20 protein-coding genes are annotated in these 16,433 nt (G+C 68.9%); 4 read left to right on the top strand and 16 right to left on the bottom strand.

Translation table 11 applies throughout. The features are described from left to right. Positions 1–17 precede the first annotated feature (17 nt). On the bottom strand, positions 18–1,277 hold the full coding sequence (locus tag ACN6M5_RS11975) for an MFS transporter (protein WP_434950090.1): 1,260 nt from the start codon (positions 1,275–1,277) through the stop codon (positions 18–20). A 333-nt stretch (positions 1,278–1,610) separates the two neighbouring features. Here ACN6M5_RS11975 and ACN6M5_RS11970 point away from each other — a divergent pair, with 333 nt between their 5' ends. Continuing rightward, positions 1,611–2,438 carry an AraC family transcriptional regulator gene (locus ACN6M5_RS11970; protein ID WP_434950088.1) on the top strand — a complete coding sequence of 276 codons (828 nt, stop codon included), beginning with the start codon at positions 1,611–1,613 and terminating at the stop codon, positions 2,436–2,438. 22 nt (positions 2,439–2,460) lie between these two features. Here the strand turns inward: ACN6M5_RS11970 and ACN6M5_RS11965 are convergent, their stop codons facing one another. From ACN6M5_RS11965 to ACN6M5_RS11930, 8 genes are all read right to left on the bottom strand, one after another. Continuing rightward, positions 2,461–3,669, bottom strand: coding sequence for an MFS transporter (locus tag ACN6M5_RS11965; RefSeq protein ID WP_168690484.1), 1,209 nt, complete (start codon positions 3,667–3,669; stop codon positions 2,461–2,463). 87 nt (positions 3,670–3,756) lie between these two features. After that, positions 3,757–4,287, bottom strand: coding sequence for a GNAT family N-acetyltransferase (locus ACN6M5_RS11960; RefSeq protein WP_434950085.1), 531 nt, complete (start codon positions 4,285–4,287; stop codon positions 3,757–3,759). A gap of 37 nt (positions 4,288–4,324) precedes the next feature. Then, a complete protein-coding gene (locus tag ACN6M5_RS11955) occupies positions 4,325–5,002 on the bottom strand; it encodes a LysE family translocator (protein WP_434950083.1) in 678 nt (225 codons plus the stop codon). A 19-nt stretch (positions 5,003–5,021) separates the two neighbouring features. Then, on the bottom strand, positions 5,022–5,495 hold the full coding sequence (locus tag ACN6M5_RS11950; RefSeq protein ID WP_434950081.1) for a GNAT family N-acetyltransferase: 474 nt from the start codon (positions 5,493–5,495) through the stop codon (positions 5,022–5,024). Continuing rightward, positions 5,492–5,866, bottom strand: coding sequence for a DUF2834 domain-containing protein (locus ACN6M5_RS11945; protein ID WP_434950079.1), 375 nt, complete (start codon positions 5,864–5,866; stop codon positions 5,492–5,494). The genes ACN6M5_RS11950 and ACN6M5_RS11945 overlap by 4 nt, the downstream gene beginning before the upstream one ends. Further along, positions 5,863–6,813, bottom strand: coding sequence for a hypothetical protein (locus tag ACN6M5_RS11940; RefSeq protein ID WP_434950077.1), 951 nt, complete (start codon positions 6,811–6,813; stop codon positions 5,863–5,865). Before ACN6M5_RS11940 ends, ACN6M5_RS11945 begins: the two co-directional genes overlap by 4 nt. After that, the gene (locus ACN6M5_RS11935) at positions 6,810–7,436 is read right to left on the bottom strand and encodes a MerR family transcriptional regulator (RefSeq protein ID WP_085368216.1); all 627 of its coding nucleotides are present in this window, start codon (positions 7,434–7,436) and stop codon (positions 6,810–6,812) included. Before ACN6M5_RS11935 ends, ACN6M5_RS11940 begins: the two co-directional genes overlap by 4 nt. Positions 7,437–7,477: 41 nt before the next feature. Further along, a complete protein-coding gene (locus tag ACN6M5_RS11930) occupies positions 7,478–7,834 on the bottom strand; it encodes a hypothetical protein (protein ID WP_168690479.1) in 357 nt (118 codons plus the stop codon). Between the two features lie 161 nt (positions 7,835–7,995). Here ACN6M5_RS11930 and glsA point away from each other — a divergent pair, with 161 nt between their 5' ends. Beyond that, positions 7,996–9,036 (top strand): glutaminase A, encoded by a 1,041-nt coding sequence (gene glsA / locus ACN6M5_RS11925; RefSeq protein WP_434950074.1) that lies wholly within the window; start codon positions 7,996–7,998, stop codon positions 9,034–9,036. Next, the gene (locus tag ACN6M5_RS11920) at positions 9,033–10,661 is read left to right on the top strand and encodes an MFS transporter (protein ID WP_434950072.1); all 1,629 of its coding nucleotides are present in this window, start codon (positions 9,033–9,035) and stop codon (positions 10,659–10,661) included. The genes glsA and ACN6M5_RS11920 overlap by 4 nt, the downstream gene beginning before the upstream one ends. 86 nt (positions 10,662–10,747) lie before the next feature. Here ACN6M5_RS11920 and ACN6M5_RS11915 read toward each other — a convergent pair whose 3' ends face one another. The 5 genes from ACN6M5_RS11915 to ACN6M5_RS11895 form a co-directional block, all read right to left on the bottom strand. After that, positions 10,748–11,512, bottom strand: a complete 765-nt coding sequence (locus ACN6M5_RS11915) for an ABC transporter permease (protein ID WP_434950070.1) — start codon at positions 11,510–11,512, stop codon at positions 10,748–10,750. Further along, positions 11,509–12,312, bottom strand: coding sequence for an ABC transporter ATP-binding protein (locus tag ACN6M5_RS11910; protein WP_434952383.1), 804 nt, complete (start codon positions 12,310–12,312; stop codon positions 11,509–11,511). Before ACN6M5_RS11910 ends, ACN6M5_RS11915 begins: the two co-directional genes overlap by 4 nt. 11 nt (positions 12,313–12,323) lie before the next feature. Then, positions 12,324–12,716, bottom strand: a complete 393-nt coding sequence (locus tag ACN6M5_RS11905) for a DUF1048 domain-containing protein (protein ID WP_434950068.1) — start codon at positions 12,714–12,716, stop codon at positions 12,324–12,326. A gap of 2 nt (positions 12,717–12,718) precedes the next feature. Further along, the gene (locus ACN6M5_RS11900) at positions 12,719–13,078 is read right to left on the bottom strand and encodes a PadR family transcriptional regulator (protein ID WP_434950066.1); all 360 of its coding nucleotides are present in this window, start codon (positions 13,076–13,078) and stop codon (positions 12,719–12,721) included. A gap of 196 nt (positions 13,079–13,274) precedes the next feature. Continuing rightward, positions 13,275–13,910, bottom strand: a complete 636-nt coding sequence (locus ACN6M5_RS11895; RefSeq protein WP_434950064.1) for a TetR/AcrR family transcriptional regulator — start codon at positions 13,908–13,910, stop codon at positions 13,275–13,277. A 64-nt stretch (positions 13,911–13,974) separates the two neighbouring features. Between ACN6M5_RS11895 and ACN6M5_RS11890 the strand changes: the two genes are divergently transcribed. Next, a complete protein-coding gene (locus tag ACN6M5_RS11890; RefSeq protein WP_434950062.1) occupies positions 13,975–14,481 on the top strand; it encodes a DUF4760 domain-containing protein in 507 nt (168 codons plus the stop codon). Here ACN6M5_RS11890 and ACN6M5_RS11885 read toward each other — a convergent pair. Further along, complete coding sequence (locus tag ACN6M5_RS11885) at positions 14,478–15,251, bottom strand: group II truncated hemoglobin (protein ID WP_434950060.1); 774 nt, start codon at positions 15,249–15,251, stop codon at positions 14,478–14,480. The genes ACN6M5_RS11890 and ACN6M5_RS11885 overlap by 4 nt on opposite strands. A 110-nt stretch (positions 15,252–15,361) precedes the next feature. Then, on the bottom strand, positions 15,362–16,213 hold the full coding sequence (locus ACN6M5_RS11880; RefSeq protein ID WP_434950058.1) for an alpha/beta hydrolase: 852 nt from the start codon (positions 16,211–16,213) through the stop codon (positions 15,362–15,364). Between the last annotated feature and the right edge of the window lie 220 nt (positions 16,214–16,433).

The following is a 16,433-nucleotide window of genomic DNA, read 5'->3' as shown; positions in this document are numbered from 1 at the left end:
CCGCGCGGGTGGTGCCCTCAGCCGACCACGTCGTCGCTCGCGTGGCGGGCGCGGCCGAACGGCGAGAGCGCGAGGAAGACGGTGACCGCGACGATCCCGGCTATCGCGATCCAGAGCGTCGGCCGGTAGCCGATGACCGTCGCGGCGAGGCCGCCGATGGGCGCCCCGACGACGATCATGGCGCGGTTCGCCGACCGCATCGTGGTGTTCGTGCGGGCCTGCAGCTCGTCCGGGGTGACCGCTTGCCGGTACCCCATCTCGTTGGCATTGCTGAGGCCCAGCCCGAGGCCGTAGAACCCCTGGCCGACCGTGAGGATCGTCACCACCAGCCAGGTGGCCGCGTCGCCGGGCACGATCGCGATGAGGCCCCAGCCGACGACCATCAGCAGGTTGCTCGCGACGACCGCGACGCCCGCTCCCCAGCGGCGTCCGACGCGGATCGACACCGAGCTGCCGATCAGCCCGGCGACCCCGGCGCCGGCCAGGGCGATCCCGAGCTGGAACGCGCTCAGGTCGAGCGCGAGCAGGGCGAACGGCACGAAGACCGTGCCCAGGATGCTGTTGAAGAAGAACCAGCCGTGCGAGCCGATCGCCATCGGACCGAGCACGGGATGGCGGTAGACCCACCGCAGCCCCTCCGCGATCTCGCGGCGAAGGCTGCGGGCCGGGGTCGCCGCCGCCGGTGGTTCGTCCACTCTGACCCGCCAGATCGCGACCGCGGAGAAGAGGTACGACACCGCATCCACGACGATCGCCGACGCCGCGCCGACGAGCGACACCAGCGCACCGGCGACGAGCGGCCCAGAGGTCTGCGCGACGGCGTCGCTCTGATCGGTGCGGGCGTGGGCGGCCAGCAGGGCGCTGCGGGGCACGATCCGCGGCACCAGCGACTGGGAGGCGGCGTCCCCGAACAGCGACAGCAGGCCCAAGGCGCAGACGATCGCGAGCAGCACCGGGATGTTCAGCACGCCGAGAACGAAGAACAGCGGGATCAACGCCAGTAGCACGGCCCGCCCGAGGTCGCTCCCGATCAGCACCGGGCGCCTCCTCCGCCGGTCGACCAGCGCCCCGACCACGACGCCGAGCACCAGATACGGGAGCCACCTGGCCGCGTTGAGTAGCCCGATGTCCGCTGCGGTCCCGTGCAGCGACACCAGTACGAGCACCTGGAGGGCCAGCGTCGTGACGTACGTGCCGAATCCCGAGACGGTGTACGACGCCCAGTACGCGAAGAATCCGCGAATCCTGAAGACGTCGCGTCGCCCCGGTCCCGACATGCCGCTCCTCCGCTTGTGTCTGCGATCAGGCTAACGAATGGGGCGCGTGTGCCACGATGAGGCAGGGGGGTCCAATGGTTTCGGAGAAAACAGATCCGGTCGTCGTCCGCGTCGGCCGGTTGTCGGCCGCGCGTTCAAGCGGGTCGTGGATGCGTTGATGGTCGTCGGCTCGTCGTTCGGGCCGGCGCGTGGTGCGGGTGATCCGGAGGCGAGAAAAGGCTACGAGCAGCCGAATCGTGACTACCGGCCGTAGAGCACGACCGCGCCGCACGCCCGCACCCGAGGAATAGCGCACCCCCTCGCGCTGTTTTCGCGAACGTGACGATCACCGCGATGACCTCCCCCGCCACGCTCGACGAGCTGCTGTCCACGCTCGAGTGGCGAGTGGATGCGTCGCGTCGCGTCGCACTCGAGCCCGGCGACCGGGCGACCTTCCCCGGTGCGACGTTCGTCTATCTGCTTGCGGGGTCCATCCGGGTGCGTTCGCGCGGCCCGCAGGGCGTTCAGCTCGCCTTTCGCGCCGGCGACGTGGTCTTCACGACCGGCCGTAACGCGGTCGACATGCTGGCGGACGGCGTCGGCGAGGTGATCGTCAGCGAGCTGCGGCCGGTGGGCGGCACCCGCGCGCTCGACGCGCTGCCCGACGTGGTCGGCGTGAACCAGCTGGCGGAGCTCGACCCGGCCATCGCCCTCCTCGCCGCGCAGATGGGCGGATCGGTGAAGCCGCGCCGCGCCGGCGACGACGTAATCTGCGGCCGGATGGCCACCACCATCGTCTCGGTGGCGATCCGGGCCTGGGCCGAGGGCGATTGCGCTCCCGAGAACTGGCCGTCGGTGGTCGAGGACCCGTTCGTGTCGCGCGTGCTCGACGCGATGCACGCGAACCCCGGTCGCCCGTGGACCGTCGGCGACCTCGCAGCGGTCGGCGCCATGTCGCGCACGATCTTCGCCGAGCGTTTCCGCGAACAGGTGGGGCAGTCGCCCGCCAGCTATCTCGCCCAGGTGCGGATGGATGCGGCCATGACCTATCTCTCGCAGGACGGTCTCACGGTCAGCGAGACCGCCCGGATGCTCGGCTACGAGTCGGACGCCGGTTTCAGCCGCGCCTTCCGCCGCCACACCGGCTTCGCCCCGTCCGTCTGGCGGCAGCGCGCAAGCTAGCCGCGCGCGCCCCCAGCCGCCCTCACCCCTGCAGCGCCCGGCGCCTCCCCGCGCTGCCGAACAGCACCACCCCCACCGCGACCACGGCCACCGCCACCAGGTACGTGAACCGCACATCCACACTGTCGACCAGGATGCCGCCGAGACCGGCGCCGAGGGTGATCGCCAGCTGGAACCCGGCGACGACGAGGCCGCCCGCCGCTTCGAGCCTGTCCGGGATGTAGCGTCCTGCCCAGGTGTTGATGACTGCCGGCCACGCCCCGAAGCCGAAGCCCCACACCACGATGGCCGCTGCCACCACGATCACCGAGCCCTGCCCGAGCACCGAGAGCAGGATCGCCCCGGCGATGAGCGCCGGCTGCAGGTAGCGCAGCAGTCCGAGGTACCGGTCGGCCAGTGCGCCGACCACGAGGTTCCCGACCACGCCGCCCACGCCGAACACCACGAGCAGGCCGGCCGCGAAGGCCGTGTCGAGTCCGGGCACCTGGTCGAGCGCGAGCCGGATGAACGTGTACGCCATGAAGTGCCCGAACACGATCAGAATGTGGCCGGCGAGGCCCTGCCGCACTCCAGGCCGCTTGAGCGTGTCGACCAGGATGCTCAGGCTCGATGCCTCTGCCGGTGCGATCCGTGGCAGCGTCAGGCGCAGGGCGACCGCGACGACGGCGGTGAGCACGGCCGCGCCGAGGAACACGCCGCGCCAGTCGACCAGCTCGGTGAGGTACACCCCGATCGGCACACCGGCCACGACGGCCAGGGTCATGCCGGCGCTGACGATGGTCATCGCCCGCCCGAGCCGTTCCGGGCTGGCCAGCTGCGCCGCCACCGTGAGCGACATCGACCAGAAGCCGCTGATCGCCACGCCGATGAGCAGCCGCGCCACCAGCAGCAGCCACAGCGATGGCGCCACCGCCACCGCCAGGTTGGACACCGCGGCGAGGATCGCGACGAGCACCAGGAAGGTGCGCCTGTCCATCCGGGGGATCAGGATGCCGAGCGTCGGCGCCGCCAGGAACCCGACGAACGCCGTGACGGTGACGGTCTGCCCGGCCTGTCCGGGTGTCACCCCCAGCTCGGCGGCCATCGCGGTCAGCACGCCGGATGGCAGGAACTCGGCCGTCACCAGCACGAAGCTCGTCAGGAGCATGACGATGAGGGCGGCCCAGCGCGTGCGCTGGTGCGTGGGGGCGGCGGGGGAGGTGGCCCGGATGGGAGAGGTGTCTGTCGTCACTGTTCCACCCTGGCGGATCGCGGAGGGGCGCACCTGACCCTCCGTCCGGGACAGGCGACCATCCGTCCGGATCGTCTGCGCGGTGGGTCAGACCGCCGACCGGCGCCGCGCATCCCGCGCCATCGCCACCCGGGGCCAGTCGCTGAGCGCGAGCCCGGCAGCGGCCTCCTCGCGCACCCGCTCGCGGAGCGCGTCGTCCCACTGCTCGTCGGGAAGTAGCGAGAATCCGAGACGGGCGTAGTACGGCGCGTTCCACGGAACGTCGGCGAACGTCGTCAGCGTCACCTCGGTCAGTCCGCGCTCCAGCGCCCAGGCGTCCGCAGCCTCGATCAACCGCGCGCCGAGCCCCTGCCTGGCGTGCGATGGATGCACGGACACCTGCTCGATGTGCGCCCGGCTGCCGAGCGTCTCGACCAGCAGATACGCGACGGGGGTGTCCGTCCCGTCGACCGCCACCAGCGCTCCGCCGCTCCGGATGCACGCCGCCAGCTCGTCCGCGCCCGGAGGCTCGTCGTCGGCGATCTCCGCGAGCCCGATCCCGCGGAACGGCTCTCCCGCTGCCCGTTCGATCTCCTGGATGGCCGGGATGTCCGTGGTCCGTGCCGCTCGAATCGTCACCGTCCGAGCGTATAAGAGCGCGAAAGCGAGGGAAACGTCAGCTTTCCGCGCCGGCGACCACGGTGCCGATGCCGAGGGCCGCGAGGATGCCGGCGGACACGCGTTCGAGCGCGCGGGTGACCCGCGGGCGCTTCAGCCAGGCGACCATGCGGGAGGCGAGCAGTACCACGACGCCGAGGTAGGCGACGGAGACGAGCGCGTCCACCGCGCCGAGCAGCATGGTCTCGCCCAGACCGGCGTTCGCCGGCACGAACTGCGGCACGACCGCGAGGAAGAACAGCCCGACCTTCGGGTTGAGCAGGGTGGAGAGCATCCCGGCCAGGAGGCTGCGGAGCGACCAGCCGCCGGTCGCCGGAGCCGCGGGGGACTCCGCGCCACCCTCCGTCGAGGCGTCGGCAGAGGAGGCGGCGGCAGCCGCAGCGCGCGCGCTCCTCCGCGTCGCGACGAACGCCATCACGCCGAGGTAGATGAGGTACAGCCCTCCCACGATCTTCACGATGCGGAACACCTCGGCAGACTGCTCCATCAGCGTCGCGAGGCCGACCGCGACCAGCCCGGCCCAGACGAGCGAGCCGAGCGAGCAGCCGACCGCCGCCGCGAAACCGTCGCGCGCCCTGGCCATGCTGTAGCGGAGCACCAGGAACGTGTCAGGTCCAGGGGTCAGCGCGAGCACCAGGCAGAGCCCGGAGAAGGCGAGGATCGTGAGCAGCGACATGCGATGATCCTAGGGCCGGTCAGAGCGCGAGGGTATAGGTCTGCGACGCCTCCCCGCTCAGCGGATGCGCGTGCGCCGCCCCGCGCGCCACCCACCCCCGCGACGTGTACAGTCGCACGGCCGCGGCGTTGGACGTGAGCACGTGCAGGACGAGAGCGGTGTGGCCCGCGTCGCGCGCATCCCTGGTCGCGGCGTCGAGCAGCTGAGCGCCGAGCCCGGCGCCCTGGTGGGCCGGGGCGACGGCGAGCAGGGCGAGGTAGACGGCGTCGGGCGGATCGGCGGGAGCGCCGGTGCCGGGCGCAGTCGCCAGGACGAAGCCTGTCAGCGCGTCCCCGTCGCGCGCGACGCGGAACGAGACGGTGTCCTTCGCGAACTTGGCCGCGCAGCGCTCCGTCGTCCCGTCCGGTGCGGCGTGCCCGTCGCGGGAATGGAGTGCGTCCAGCCACAGCCGGATGCACGCCTCGCGGTCGTCCGCGGAGCCCGCCGCGATCACGGGGCGGCCTCAGCGTCCGGTGCCGCCGCCGCATCCGCCGCCGCGCGCCCCGCCAGCGCCCGCTCCCGCATCGCCAGGAACAGCGGAAGCGCGAACGCGAGCGCCACCAGCGGGATGAGGACGACGTAGACCCACACCCGCCGCATCCCGAGTCGCCTGCTCTCGAAGACCATGAACGCGATTGCGGCCACGGCGGCGATCAGCACGTCGACCGTGAGCGACGACACCGCCGGGCCGCTCTGCAGCCAGTCGCCCACGTAGTCGCGGTGCTGCACGATGGCGGCGATGTTGAACGCCCAGGTGCCGGCGAGCCCGAGGACGGCGACGACGAGGAAGAAGACCGCCCTGCCGTTCCAGCGCGGCCCGGTCATGCCGTCGCCCCCGCGTGCATCTTCGGCCGCGAGCCGGAGTGCGTTCCGACCGCGACGACAGCGATGGCGGCGAGCACTCCGCCGACGGCGATGATCCACCCTCCGGCCAGGAAGAGCCCGTCCGGCCGCACGATCGACTGCCCGGCGAGCGCCTGGAACGTCACCAGGACAAGCACGGCCGCGTACACCGCGGTCGCCACCACGACGAGCCGCAGCCGCACCCTGTCGTCGGCGACGGCGTGCCAGTGGCGGCCGAGCCAACCGAGCGCGATGGCGAAGAGCGGCAGCAGCTGCAGCGCGTGCATCCCGATGAAGTGCGGGATGCGTAGATCGCCGCCCACCGTGCTCCAGCCGAGCAGCGGCAGCCCGGGTCCGCCGTCCGCCAGCCCGACCGTGTGGGCGCCGGCGATGCCCTGGAAGTCGTGGAGCTGCGCCGCGGTCGGGCCGGTCATCAGGTAGGCGAGGCCCATCCCGACGAGCGCGATCAGAGCGCCCGCCCGCACGGCGATGGTGGTGGATGCGGTCGGCAGCCGCAGGAAGAACACCGCGATCGTCGTCACGAACGTTCCGACGTAAAGCACCGTGATGGACACGGCCATGATGCCCCACACCGCGGCCGCGAGTCCGGTGGAGACGTTGAAGTGGCTGGTGGTGCCGGCCGCGGCGGCGCCGACGATCGCGACCTGTTCGACGATCAGGGCGACCGCGATGACGGTTCCCGCGGTGTGCGCCACGCGGCGGAACCGGGGGAGGTGCGCGATCAGCCAGGCCCAGGTCACGCTGTAGAGCAGGATCGACAGGGAGAACTTGAGCGGCTTGAGCCAGGTGTCGACGCCGAGGACCTGCCTCTGGTCGACCAGCAGGCCGATCAGGCAGACGATGGTGCTGACGACCATGAGGGCGGCGACCGTCATGAGCGGACGGTGCCAGGCGAAGACGGACTTCATGAGAGCCTTCTCTCCGAGGTGACGGCGGCCTGGGCGATGCGCCGCAGACCGAGGGCGAGCGAGTCGCCGAGCACGGTGCCGACCACCATGAGCTCGGCCATCCGCGACGCGTCCGGCAGGGCCGCGACGGCGTCGAGGTCGGCGTCGGCGGCCGCACGGGCCGCTGACGCGTATGCGTCCAGATAACTGTCCGGCAGCGGGAAGCCGGCGTTCGCGAACGCGTCGAGCACGCGCGCGGCGATCTGCTGGCCGATGTTGCCTTCGCAGTCCGACCATCCCGCGCGCCCGATCAGCGCGTCGATGCGGGCGATGGATGCGTCCGTCGGCTCCGACACGTCGGGGACCGCGGCGCGGGACAACGCCTGCTGCGCCACGTCGAACGTGTGCGCGATCGGCGCATCCGGATCGTCGAGCGCCGCCAGCACCTGCGCCACCGAGCTGACGGACAGGTGCCCGACTTCGAGCATCGACCGGATGAGCCGCAGCCGGTGGATGTGCGCATCGCCGTATTCCGTGCGGTTGCCGTTCAGGCGCTCACCGGCCGGCAGGAGTCCCTCGCGCACGTAGTACTTGATCGTGGCGGACGGAGTTCCGGTGGTCTCGGCGAGTTCGGTGATGAGCATGCGCTGATAGTAGCACTACCGGTAGCGTCACTACCAGTGTCTCAGAGCGCGTCGTCTCCGTGTGAGCGCTTCGACCGGGACGGGGCCTCCTGCAGCGAGAGCCAGAACAGGATCGCCAGCAGGCCGAAGATCACCAGCGAGGACGCGAGGTCGCTCCAGGTGAACGGCACGAGCTCGCCGTCGATCGACAGCACCAGCGCTGACTCGATGAAACCGAAGACCAGGAAGAACGCGGCGAGCAGCGCCCTCGTCCTCCGCACCGAGCGTCCGCGCCTGTGCAGTTCGAGCCTGCGCAGCTCCACCATCAGGGTCAGCAGCAGCAGCGGAAGGATCTGGGCGAGTGCGGCGGCGGTCGCGCTGTCCATGAGCACGATCCGCACATCCATCGGGTCAACCACGTCCCCATCCTTCACCGCCGGGGCGCCCCGCGCCACCCCGCTCGTCACGGCGGGGGAAACATTTGTTGCGCGCGGCACCGAACAGCGAAATGATGAGCCAAACGGGCCTACAGCGCCGCACACCGACCGTCGTGCGGCGACGCGTGGAGGGGAGCCCACACATGGAGTTGGATGTCGATGGAGTAGCCGAACGGGTCTCGACCGGCGCGCTCCCGTCCTGGGACGACGTCGAGCACCTCGTCCAGGATGCGTTCGAACGCAACAGGGGTGTGACCGCGGGAACGGTCGCCGACTACATCCCGGCGCTGGCCGTCGCCGACCCCGCCCTGTTCGGTGTCAGCGTCGCCGAGGTGAACGGCGCCGTGCACAGCGCGGGCGACGTCGGGCACGCGTTCTCCATCCAGTCGATCTCGAAGGCGTTCGTCTACGCCCTGGTCTGCGAGGAACTCGGCCACGAGCTCGCCCTCGAACGCGTCGGGGTGAACAACACCGGCCTCGCCTTCAACTCGGTGATGGCCATCGAGCTGAACGACGGGCACCCGATGAACCCGATGGTCAACGCGGGAGCCCTCGCCACCACGGCGCTCGTTCCGGGAGCGACCGCCGACGAACGGTGGGCGTTCATCCAGGACGGCCTGTCTCGGTTCGCCGGGAGGCGGCTCGGACTCGACACCGGCGTGTACGAGTCGGAGACGGCGACCAACCAGCGCAACCAGGCCATCGCCCGGCTGCTGGAGAGCTACGGCAGGATCACCGCGGATCCTGTCGAGGTCGTCGACGTCTACACGCGCCAGTGCTCGCTCCTCGTCACGGCACGCGACCTCGCCGTGATGGGCGCCACCCTCGCCGACGGCGGCGTGAACCCGGTCACCGGCGAACGCGTCGTCTCGCAGCACGTCTGCAGGGACACGCTCGCCGTGATGGCGGCCAGCGGGCTCTACGAGCAGTCGGGGGAGTGGCTGTTCGAGATAGGTATCCCCGGCAAGTCCGGGGTCGCGGGCGGCCTCGTCGCCATCGCGCCGGGCAAGGTGGGGATCGGCACGTTCTCTCCCCCGCTGGATGCGGCGGGCAACAGCGTGCGCGGCCAGCGGGCCACGGCGTTCCTCTCACGCAGCCTCGGGCTGAACGTCTTCGCGTCCGGCGTGCACGGCAGGCCGGACGCGCAGCTCCATGACACGTCGACAGAAGGGCAGGAACGATGAGTGCAACAGAAGCCGTCGCACCGGTGATCGAGAAGGCGTCGTGGCGACCGATGATCGCGCTGTTCTGCGCGCAGATCCTGATGTCGTTCAATGTCGCGGCCCTGCCGGTGTCGCTCGGAGGTATGGTCGACGACTTCGGGGTCCCCCCGACCACCGTCAGCACCGCCATCGTCATGTACGGCATCGCGGTCGCGGCGCTCGTGATGGTGGGTGCAAAGCTCGGTCAGCGCATCGGCTGGGTGCTGATCTTCCGCATTGTGATCGCCCTGTTCGCGGTCGCCGAGGTGATGATGATCTTCGCGCCGACCGTCGGCTGGGTGATCGGCGCCCAGGCGCTCGCCGGAGCGTCCGCGGCCATCATCGTCCCGGCGCTCGTCGCGCTGATCGCGGAGAACTACCGGGGGACGCAGCAGGCGACGGCCATCGGATCGCTCGGCTCCGCCCGCGCCATCTCCGGGTTCAGCGCGTTCTTCATCGGCGGCGCGCTCGGCACCCTGGTGGGCTGGCGGCCGGTGTTCGCGATCCTGGTGGTGCTCGCGGTCGTGGTGTTCATCCTGAGCTTCTCGCTGCGCTCCGACCGTGGGGACAGCAGCGTCAAGATCGACGTGGTCGGCGCCATCCTGATCGGTCTCGGCATCGTGCTGCTGACGCTCGGCTTCAACAATCTGAACGCGTGGGGCATCATCGAGGCCAGGCCGGATGCGCCGTTCGACATCCTGGGGCTCTCTCCCGCGATCGTGTTCATCGTGGTCGGCGTCGTGCTCGGGCAGGCGTTCTTCCTCTGGACCCGCCGCCGCACCAAGACGGGCCGGGTGCCGCTGATCGCGCTGAGCGTGCTGCGCTCGTCGCGGGAGCGCTCGGCGGTGTACGCGATGTTCATCATCGTGCTGCTGGAAGCCGCCATCAACTTCACCATCCCGCTCTACACGCAGATCGTGCAGGGCCGCACGCCGTTCGACACGTCGCTCGCCATGATCCCGTTCAACCTGACGGTGTTCGTCACTGCGATGCTGGTGGTGCGGTTCTACCGCAGGTTCAGCCCGCGCACGATCGGCGTCTTCTCCTTCATCCTGACCACGGCGGCGCTGGCCTGGCTGTCGCTCGTGGTGACCAACAACTGGGAGACGCTCCCGACCATCCTGGGGCTGATCGTGTTCGGCATCGGGCAGGGCGCCCTCGTGACCTTGGTGTTCAACGTGCTGGTCACGGCGTCGCCGAAGGAACTCGCCGGAGACGTCGGCTCGGTGCGCGGGACCACGCAGAACCTGGCTTCCGCGGTCGGCACGGCGATCGCCGGCGCCCTGCTCGTCACCATCCTCGGGCTGAACGTCGGGCAGGCGGTGATCGCGCATCCCAAGCTGCCGGAGTCGCTGACCTCGCAGGTGGATCTCGACAACGTCAACTTCGTCAGCAACGACCGCCTCCGCGACGTGCTCGCCCAGACGGACGCCTCACCCGCCCAGGTGGATGCGGCCGTGCAGATCAACGAGCAGGCGCGCCTCGACGCCCTCCGTCTGGGACTGCTGATGCTCGGCGCTGTGAGTGCGCTCGCCATCATCCCCGCCGCGCGTCTCCCGCGCTACCGCTCCCACGAGATCCCGGACCCGTCGCCGGCCGCCGACTGACCATCGGGCCCCAACACATCCACGCGACACCCGAGACGGGTGCCGCGTGAGTGTGTTCGAACTCGATGATCGCGCTCATCCTGCGGTCAGCTGATCTTCCGCCGGTAGATCGCGATGGCGAAGCCGTAGGCCACCACCAGGATGCCGACGAGCCAGGCGAGGGCGATCCAGATGTCCCCGCCCACCGGCTGCTCGGCGAAGAGCGCGCGGATGGTGTTGACGATCGAGGTCACAGGCTGGTTCTCGGCGAACCAGGCGACCGGGGCCGGCATCGACTCGGTGGGCACGAATGCGGAGCTGATGAACGGGAGGAAGATCAGCGGGTAGCTGAAGCCGCTCGCCCCGTCCACGGTCTTGGCCGAGAGTCCGGCGATCACGGCGATCCAGGTCAGCGCGAGGGTGAACAGGATCAGGATGCCCGCGACGGCCAGCCAGGCGCCGACCGATGCCCCGGTGCGGAACCCCATGATCAGCGCGACGCCGATGACGACGGCCACGGAGACCAGGTTCGCGGCCAGCGAGGTGAGCACGTGGCCCCAAAGCACACTCGACCGGGAGATCGGCATGGACTGGAATCGCTCGAAGATGCCGCCCTGCAGATCGAGGAACAGCCGGTACGCGGTGTACGCCACGCCGGATGCGATCGTGATGAGCAGGATGCCGGGGAGCATGTAGTTGACGTACGACTCGTCCGAGCCGGTGTGGATGGCCCCGCCGAGCACGTAGACGAAGAGCAGCATCAGCGCGATCGGGGTGATCACGGTGGTGATGATGGTGTCAGGACTGCGGAGAATGTGGCGCAGCGACCGACCGGTCAGAACGCCGGTGTCGCTGATGACGTGCGTGGTCATCGGTCTGCCTTTCGTGTGGTTTCGGTTGCGGTCTCTTCGGCTGTCTCGCCGGTCTCGCCGACGAGGGCGAGGAACACGTCCTCGAGCGACGGCTGCTTCTCCACGTACTCGACTTTCGCCGCGGGGAGGAGCTGCTTCAGCTCGGCGAGCGTGCCGTTCTGGATGATCGTGCCCTTGTGCAGGATCGCGATCCGGTCGGCGAGCTGCTCGGCCTCGTCGAGGTACTGCGTCGTGAGCAGCACCGTCGTGCCCTGGCCGGCCAGCTGCTTGACCGTCTGCCACACCTCGATGCGCGCCTGGGGGTCGAGGCCCGTCGTCGGCTCGTCGAGGAAGATGACGGGCGGATTGCCGATCAGGCTCATCGCGATGTCGAGGCGGCGGCGCATCCCTCCGGAGTACGTGGCGGCCTTGCGGTTGCCGGCGTCGGTGAGCGAGAACCGGGCGAGCAGGTCGTCCGCTATCCCGCCCGGGTTCTTCAGGTGGCGCAGCTTGGCCACCAGGATGAGGTTCTCCCTGCCGGTGAGCACCTCATCCACTGCGGCGAACTGGCCGGTCAGGCTGATCGACTCGCGCACGCTGCCCGGCTCGGCCGCCACGTCGAACCCTGCGACCGTCGCGGTCCCCGCATCCGACTTCAGCAGCGTCGACAGGATGCGCACCAGGGTGGTCTTGCCAGCGCCGTTCGAGCCGAGCAGGGCGAAGATGCTGCCGGGGGCGACGTCGAAGTCGACGCCGCGGAGCACGCTCAGCTCCTTGAAGGACTTCTCGACGCCGTGCACCCGGATGGCCGGTGCCGGCATGGTGGTGGTGGTCATTCGTCCGTCTCCTTGTTGTCGGGGGCGGCCTTTCCGCTGACCGCCGCGTCGATCGCCTTCGTGAGGCGTGCCCGCTCCTTGTCGATCCACTGGCTGCCCGTGTACGAGGCCGCGAACGCCTCTGCGAACTCCACCGGGTCGTCGCCGACGATGTCGCGGACCGGGGTGCCGTCGATGGATGCGCGCTCCCACAGGTCGGTGTGGTCGCCGATCATCGTGACCATCGTGTCGCCGTCTGTGATGCCGCCGTAGTACATGAAGTACCGGTTGAGCGCCTTGGCCGCGGTGCGGTACGGCTCGGGGAGAGCCTGGACGCGGGCGACGGCCTGCCGGTACTGCTTCTTCTGTTCGAGGGAGCCGGTGAGGGCTTCGATCCATTTCGCGACCATGATTACTGTTCCTCTTCCTGGGTCTGCGTGTCGGTCTGTTCGGTGTGGCGGAGCTGTTCCAGTCGCTCGGAGAGGAAGCTCCAGGTGGTCCAGAATTCGTCGAGGTATTCCTGGCCCTGGCTGTTGAGGGAGTACACCTTGCGGGGTGGACCCTTCTCGGACGGGACCTTCTCCACATCCACGAGGCCGCGCTGCTCGATGCGGACGAGCAGGGCGTAGATGGTGCCCTCTGCGATGTCGGAGAAGCCCTGGTCCCTCAACCAGGAGGTGATCTCGTAGCCGTATGCTGCACGGCCGGCGAGGATGGCGAGGACGATGCCCTCGAGTGTTCCTTTGAGCATCTCTGTCGCTTGCTTGCTCATGACGCTCTCCTAACTACTCAGTGTTGCTTGGTACTACTAGATAGTAACGCCGAGTACCGGTAGTTAGCAAGACTGAATAGTGAACCTTTTTCCGAGCGCAATGGGCACGACGATCGGGCGCCCTGGTGGCTGCTCGCCCGCGCTCAGCGTCGCGCCCGGCCCGGCGACCCCGGTGCGGGCGACGGAGGGGGCGCCATCACTTGGCGCTTTGGCCCTTCCCTGGCTCGGCCTTCCCCTGCTCCTGCACCTGCACCTGGTGCACCTGGCCACCGAGCGCCCGCCAAACGAGGGCTGCTGTCCGGAGCGCCCAGTCGTGAGGGATGGGCGCACCTGCGAGGGCTCTCCCGTACCAGGCGCCCGTGCACATTGTCAGAGCGACCTCGAGGTCGGCATCCGCATCGATAAGACCGCGCTCGATGGCGCGCTCAAGAGTTGCCCTCAGTCGTCGGCGCCTGGGTGCAATAACCTGAGCGCGATAGCGCTCTCGAATGCTGATGTCGGTTGTGTCTTGCAGCATTGTGCCCACCAGCGAAAGGCGGCCCTTCCCGGAGACGCCCTGCTGGAAGTCCAGCAGTTCTGCGACAAGATCCGAAAATGGGTCGCTCGAGTCGGGCAAGACGGCAGTGTCGGACATCTCGGCGATGACCGCCGTGGCCAGATCGGACTTCGCGGGCCACCTGCGATAAAGGGCTTGGCGCGTGGTGCCCGCTTCCTCCGCTACGGCGCTCAGCGACATGCCCTCATAGCCGTACGCCGAAAGGTGGCGTGCTGCAGCGGCCAGGACCCGCCGATCGATACTCGCATCGCGTGCTCTACCCGCCTGATTGACCATCGCCGCTGCCCTCGTTTGCCATCCAATACAGTATTGGATCATACGACGCACGGAAGGCTTGAATATGGACTGGCCCGACATCCTCAACCTCGTCAACGCCTTCGCCTTGCTGGCCGGAGTCATTTTCGCCGCATATCAATTGATCGAGCTTCGACGACAGCATCGGCGTGACGCGGTGCTCGGGCTCGTCCGTTCCTTCCAGAGCGGCGACTTCGCCGCAGCCCTGCGGCGCGTGAACTCTCTGCCTGACGGATCGGATCGCGCGGCGATCGAGCACGCGCTCGGGCCAGATGGGTGGGATCAGATTTTTCTTGTGGGTCTTACCTGGGAAACCCTGGGTGCGCTAACGTTCCGGCGTGAAATCGACATGGAAACCATCGATGATTTCTTCAGCGGCGCCGTAACGATTTCGTGGCGAAAGCTGCACCTCTTCGTCGAGGAAGACCGGGAGGGCCTGGGGCGGGAAACTGTCTGGGAGTGGTTTCAGTGGTTGGCCGAACGCCTGCAGGAGCGGGAGCTCCGTTCGACACCAATTCCTGCGCACATCGCGCATCGGGAGTGGTCGGCTTAGGGAGCTTTGCCCTCATCGATCCATCGTTCGAAGAGCGCGACCCGACTGGCAGACCAGGGGCCGTCCGGTGGCATCGTGCCGGCGCTCAGGCGCGCGAGGATCGTGTCCGCGTGTTCGCGTACCTCGTCGTACGACCAGAGATCGAACGCCCATTTCATCCCGTCGCGATCGGCTTCTCTGATCAGCGGCTTGATGTCCGAACGAAACGATACGCCGCCACCGCCTTCGGGCGCGGGATCGTCCTCTCCTTCAGGGTTCATCCCTTCTGACGCGACGGGGGCGTGCGAAGGACCGGCTGGCGTTCGCGATCCGGGGGCGCCCGGTGAGGTGTGCCACTCCCAATGGGGCATCGGCATCGCCGGTGGCGGGGTGGCGCCCGCCTGAGAGTTCTCGACCGCGATCCGGGAGCCCCACTCGATGTAGCCGCTGAGAACAGATCGGAACTCGGCGTCGTTGGGCAGCCCGGCGTCATTGGCGGACGCGACCAATAGCTCGACCCACCTGGCGCGCTTCTCCTCCGTGAGCGCCCTCCCCAGGTGCCGGGACAGCATCGACGAGTAACCGCCGAAATCGTCGCTGTAAGCCTTCGGACCACCGAAGACTTCGCCGAGCCACAGCGCCACACGCTGGGCATGATCCGGGGCCGCCTGAGCAAACAGGGGGCCAAGAAGCGGGTCGTGTGGGACGTACTTTTCATAGAAGATCTGCGCCATTCGTTCCAACGCGGCCCGACCGCCTATCCATTCGTAGACGCTTGGTTCGTTTTCCACTGCGTACCTCATCACTAATAATTCAATACAGTATTGGATGGTAATTGTAAGGCCCGATCGGGCGATTGTGAACTGTGAACGGCGAGACGCGCGTGTTCCCATCGATCGGCTCAGAAGGAGCCCGAGCGCACGCCGAGGTGCCGTCGAACGAATGCCCCGACGATCTCGAGCGCTTCCGCCGCGCGGGGTACGTGGGCGCCCCTCCCGGGAAACACATGCGGCATCCCTGCTCCGACGACGAGCTCGACGTCGACATCCGCCGCGGCCGCACGGGTCACGAAGGCGAGAGCGTCGTCGAGAAGGAGCTCGTGCGTGCCCACGACGACAAGCAGCGGTGGCAACCCACGCAGGTCGGCGTAGAGCGGACTCACTCCCGGGTGCGTGAGCGGCGTCCCCTCTGCGTAGGCGGCGAACACCTCCTGGAGAAGGCTCGGCGTGAGTGCGTCATCGACATCGGCCTTGGTTCGGTGACTCGCGCCCGCCATCGAAAGGTCCGTTGCGGGTGAATAGACCACAACGCCTCGCGGAAGTGGCAGCCCCTCGTCTCGTGCATTGATCGCCAGCCCGAGGGCGAGGGTCGCGCCGGCCGACTCGCCGCCGACGATCACATCTTCGGGTGCGGTCTCGGCCAGCACCGCGCGGTACGCCGCCAGTGCATCGTCGGGAGCTGCCGGGAAGGGGTGCTCGGGTGCAAGGCGGTAGTCGACACTGCGAACGCGCATGCCCCCTGCCCGCGCGGTCGCTGCCGCCTTCCCGATCGTGACCTCCGGTGTGCCCGCGATGAAGCCACCACCGTGGAACCACAGCAGCGTTCCTCGCGGCTCGATACCGTCGATCGTGACATCGAGAACTCGCCTCCCGGCAAGCCTGCTGATGGATTGCCGTGTCCCGTCGGGTACCGGCCGTGCGCCCATCGCCTGGTCGAGGAGCCTGCGTTGTTCGAGGAGGGTGTCGTTCGTCATGAGTGGAGCGATCCTTTCGGGCAGTGTGCAGGGCTCCCCGGCCGGGAGCCCGTCGCGACAATCAGCCTCACACCCCCATCGCCTGGCTTCCAACCGATAGAATGCCAACCGATGCCCTCTCGCCGCCAGCCCGCTCGCACGTCTCTCGTCTCCCGTGTGTGGGCGTCCGGCGGGAGGCATCTGTGGCCGTCGGGAGGCACGAGTCGACTGCAGACTCACG

The organism is Leifsonia araucanica (assembly GCF_051161895.1).
Classification (GTDB): Bacteria; Actinomycetota; Actinomycetes; order Actinomycetales; family Microbacteriaceae; genus Leifsonia.
This window is presented reverse-complemented; position numbering and strand designations above follow the sequence as displayed.

What these genes read in the sequence shown, in the direction of transcription:
- ACN6M5_RS11975 (WP_434950090.1), bottom strand. Translation starts at nt 1,277, where the DNA reads ATGTCGGGACCGGGGCGACGCGACGTCTTCAGGATTCGCGGATTCTTC.
- ACN6M5_RS11970 (WP_434950088.1), top strand. Translation starts at nt 1,611, where the DNA reads ATGACCTCCCCCGCCACGCTCGACGAGCTGCTGTCCACGCTCGAGTGG.
- ACN6M5_RS11955 (WP_434950083.1), bottom strand. Translation starts at nt 5,002, where the DNA reads ATGTCGCTGCTCACGATCCTCGCCTTCTCCGGGCTCTGCCTGGTGCTC.
- ACN6M5_RS11945 (WP_434950079.1), bottom strand. Translation starts at nt 5,866, where the DNA reads ATGACCGGGCCGCGCTGGAACGGCAGGGCGGTCTTCTTCCTCGTCGTC.
- ACN6M5_RS11940 (WP_434950077.1), bottom strand. Translation starts at nt 6,813, where the DNA reads ATGAAGTCCGTCTTCGCCTGGCACCGTCCGCTCATGACGGTCGCCGCC.
- ACN6M5_RS11935 (WP_085368216.1), bottom strand. Translation starts at nt 7,436, where the DNA reads ATGCTCATCACCGAACTCGCCGAGACCACCGGAACTCCGTCCGCCACG.
- glsA (WP_434950074.1), top strand. Translation starts at nt 7,996, where the DNA reads ATGGAGTTGGATGTCGATGGAGTAGCCGAACGGGTCTCGACCGGCGCG.
- ACN6M5_RS11920 (WP_434950072.1), top strand. Translation starts at nt 9,033, where the DNA reads ATGAGTGCAACAGAAGCCGTCGCACCGGTGATCGAGAAGGCGTCGTGG.
- ACN6M5_RS11915 (WP_434950070.1), bottom strand. Translation starts at nt 11,512, where the DNA reads ATGACCACGCACGTCATCAGCGACACCGGCGTTCTGACCGGTCGGTCG.
- ACN6M5_RS11910 (WP_434952383.1), bottom strand. Translation starts at nt 12,312, where the DNA reads ATGCCGGCACCGGCCATCCGGGTGCACGGCGTCGAGAAGTCCTTCAAG.
- ACN6M5_RS11905 (WP_434950068.1), bottom strand. Translation starts at nt 12,716, where the DNA reads ATGGTCGCGAAATGGATCGAAGCCCTCACCGGCTCCCTCGAACAGAAG.
- ACN6M5_RS11900 (WP_434950066.1), bottom strand. Translation starts at nt 13,078, where the DNA reads ATGAGCAAGCAAGCGACAGAGATGCTCAAAGGAACACTCGAGGGCATC.
- ACN6M5_RS11895 (WP_434950064.1), bottom strand. Translation starts at nt 13,910, where the DNA reads ATGGTCAATCAGGCGGGTAGAGCACGCGATGCGAGTATCGATCGGCGG.
- ACN6M5_RS11890 (WP_434950062.1), top strand. Translation starts at nt 13,975, where the DNA reads ATGGACTGGCCCGACATCCTCAACCTCGTCAACGCCTTCGCCTTGCTG.
- ACN6M5_RS11880 (WP_434950058.1), bottom strand. Translation starts at nt 16,213, where the DNA reads ATGACGAACGACACCCTCCTCGAACAACGCAGGCTCCTCGACCAGGCG.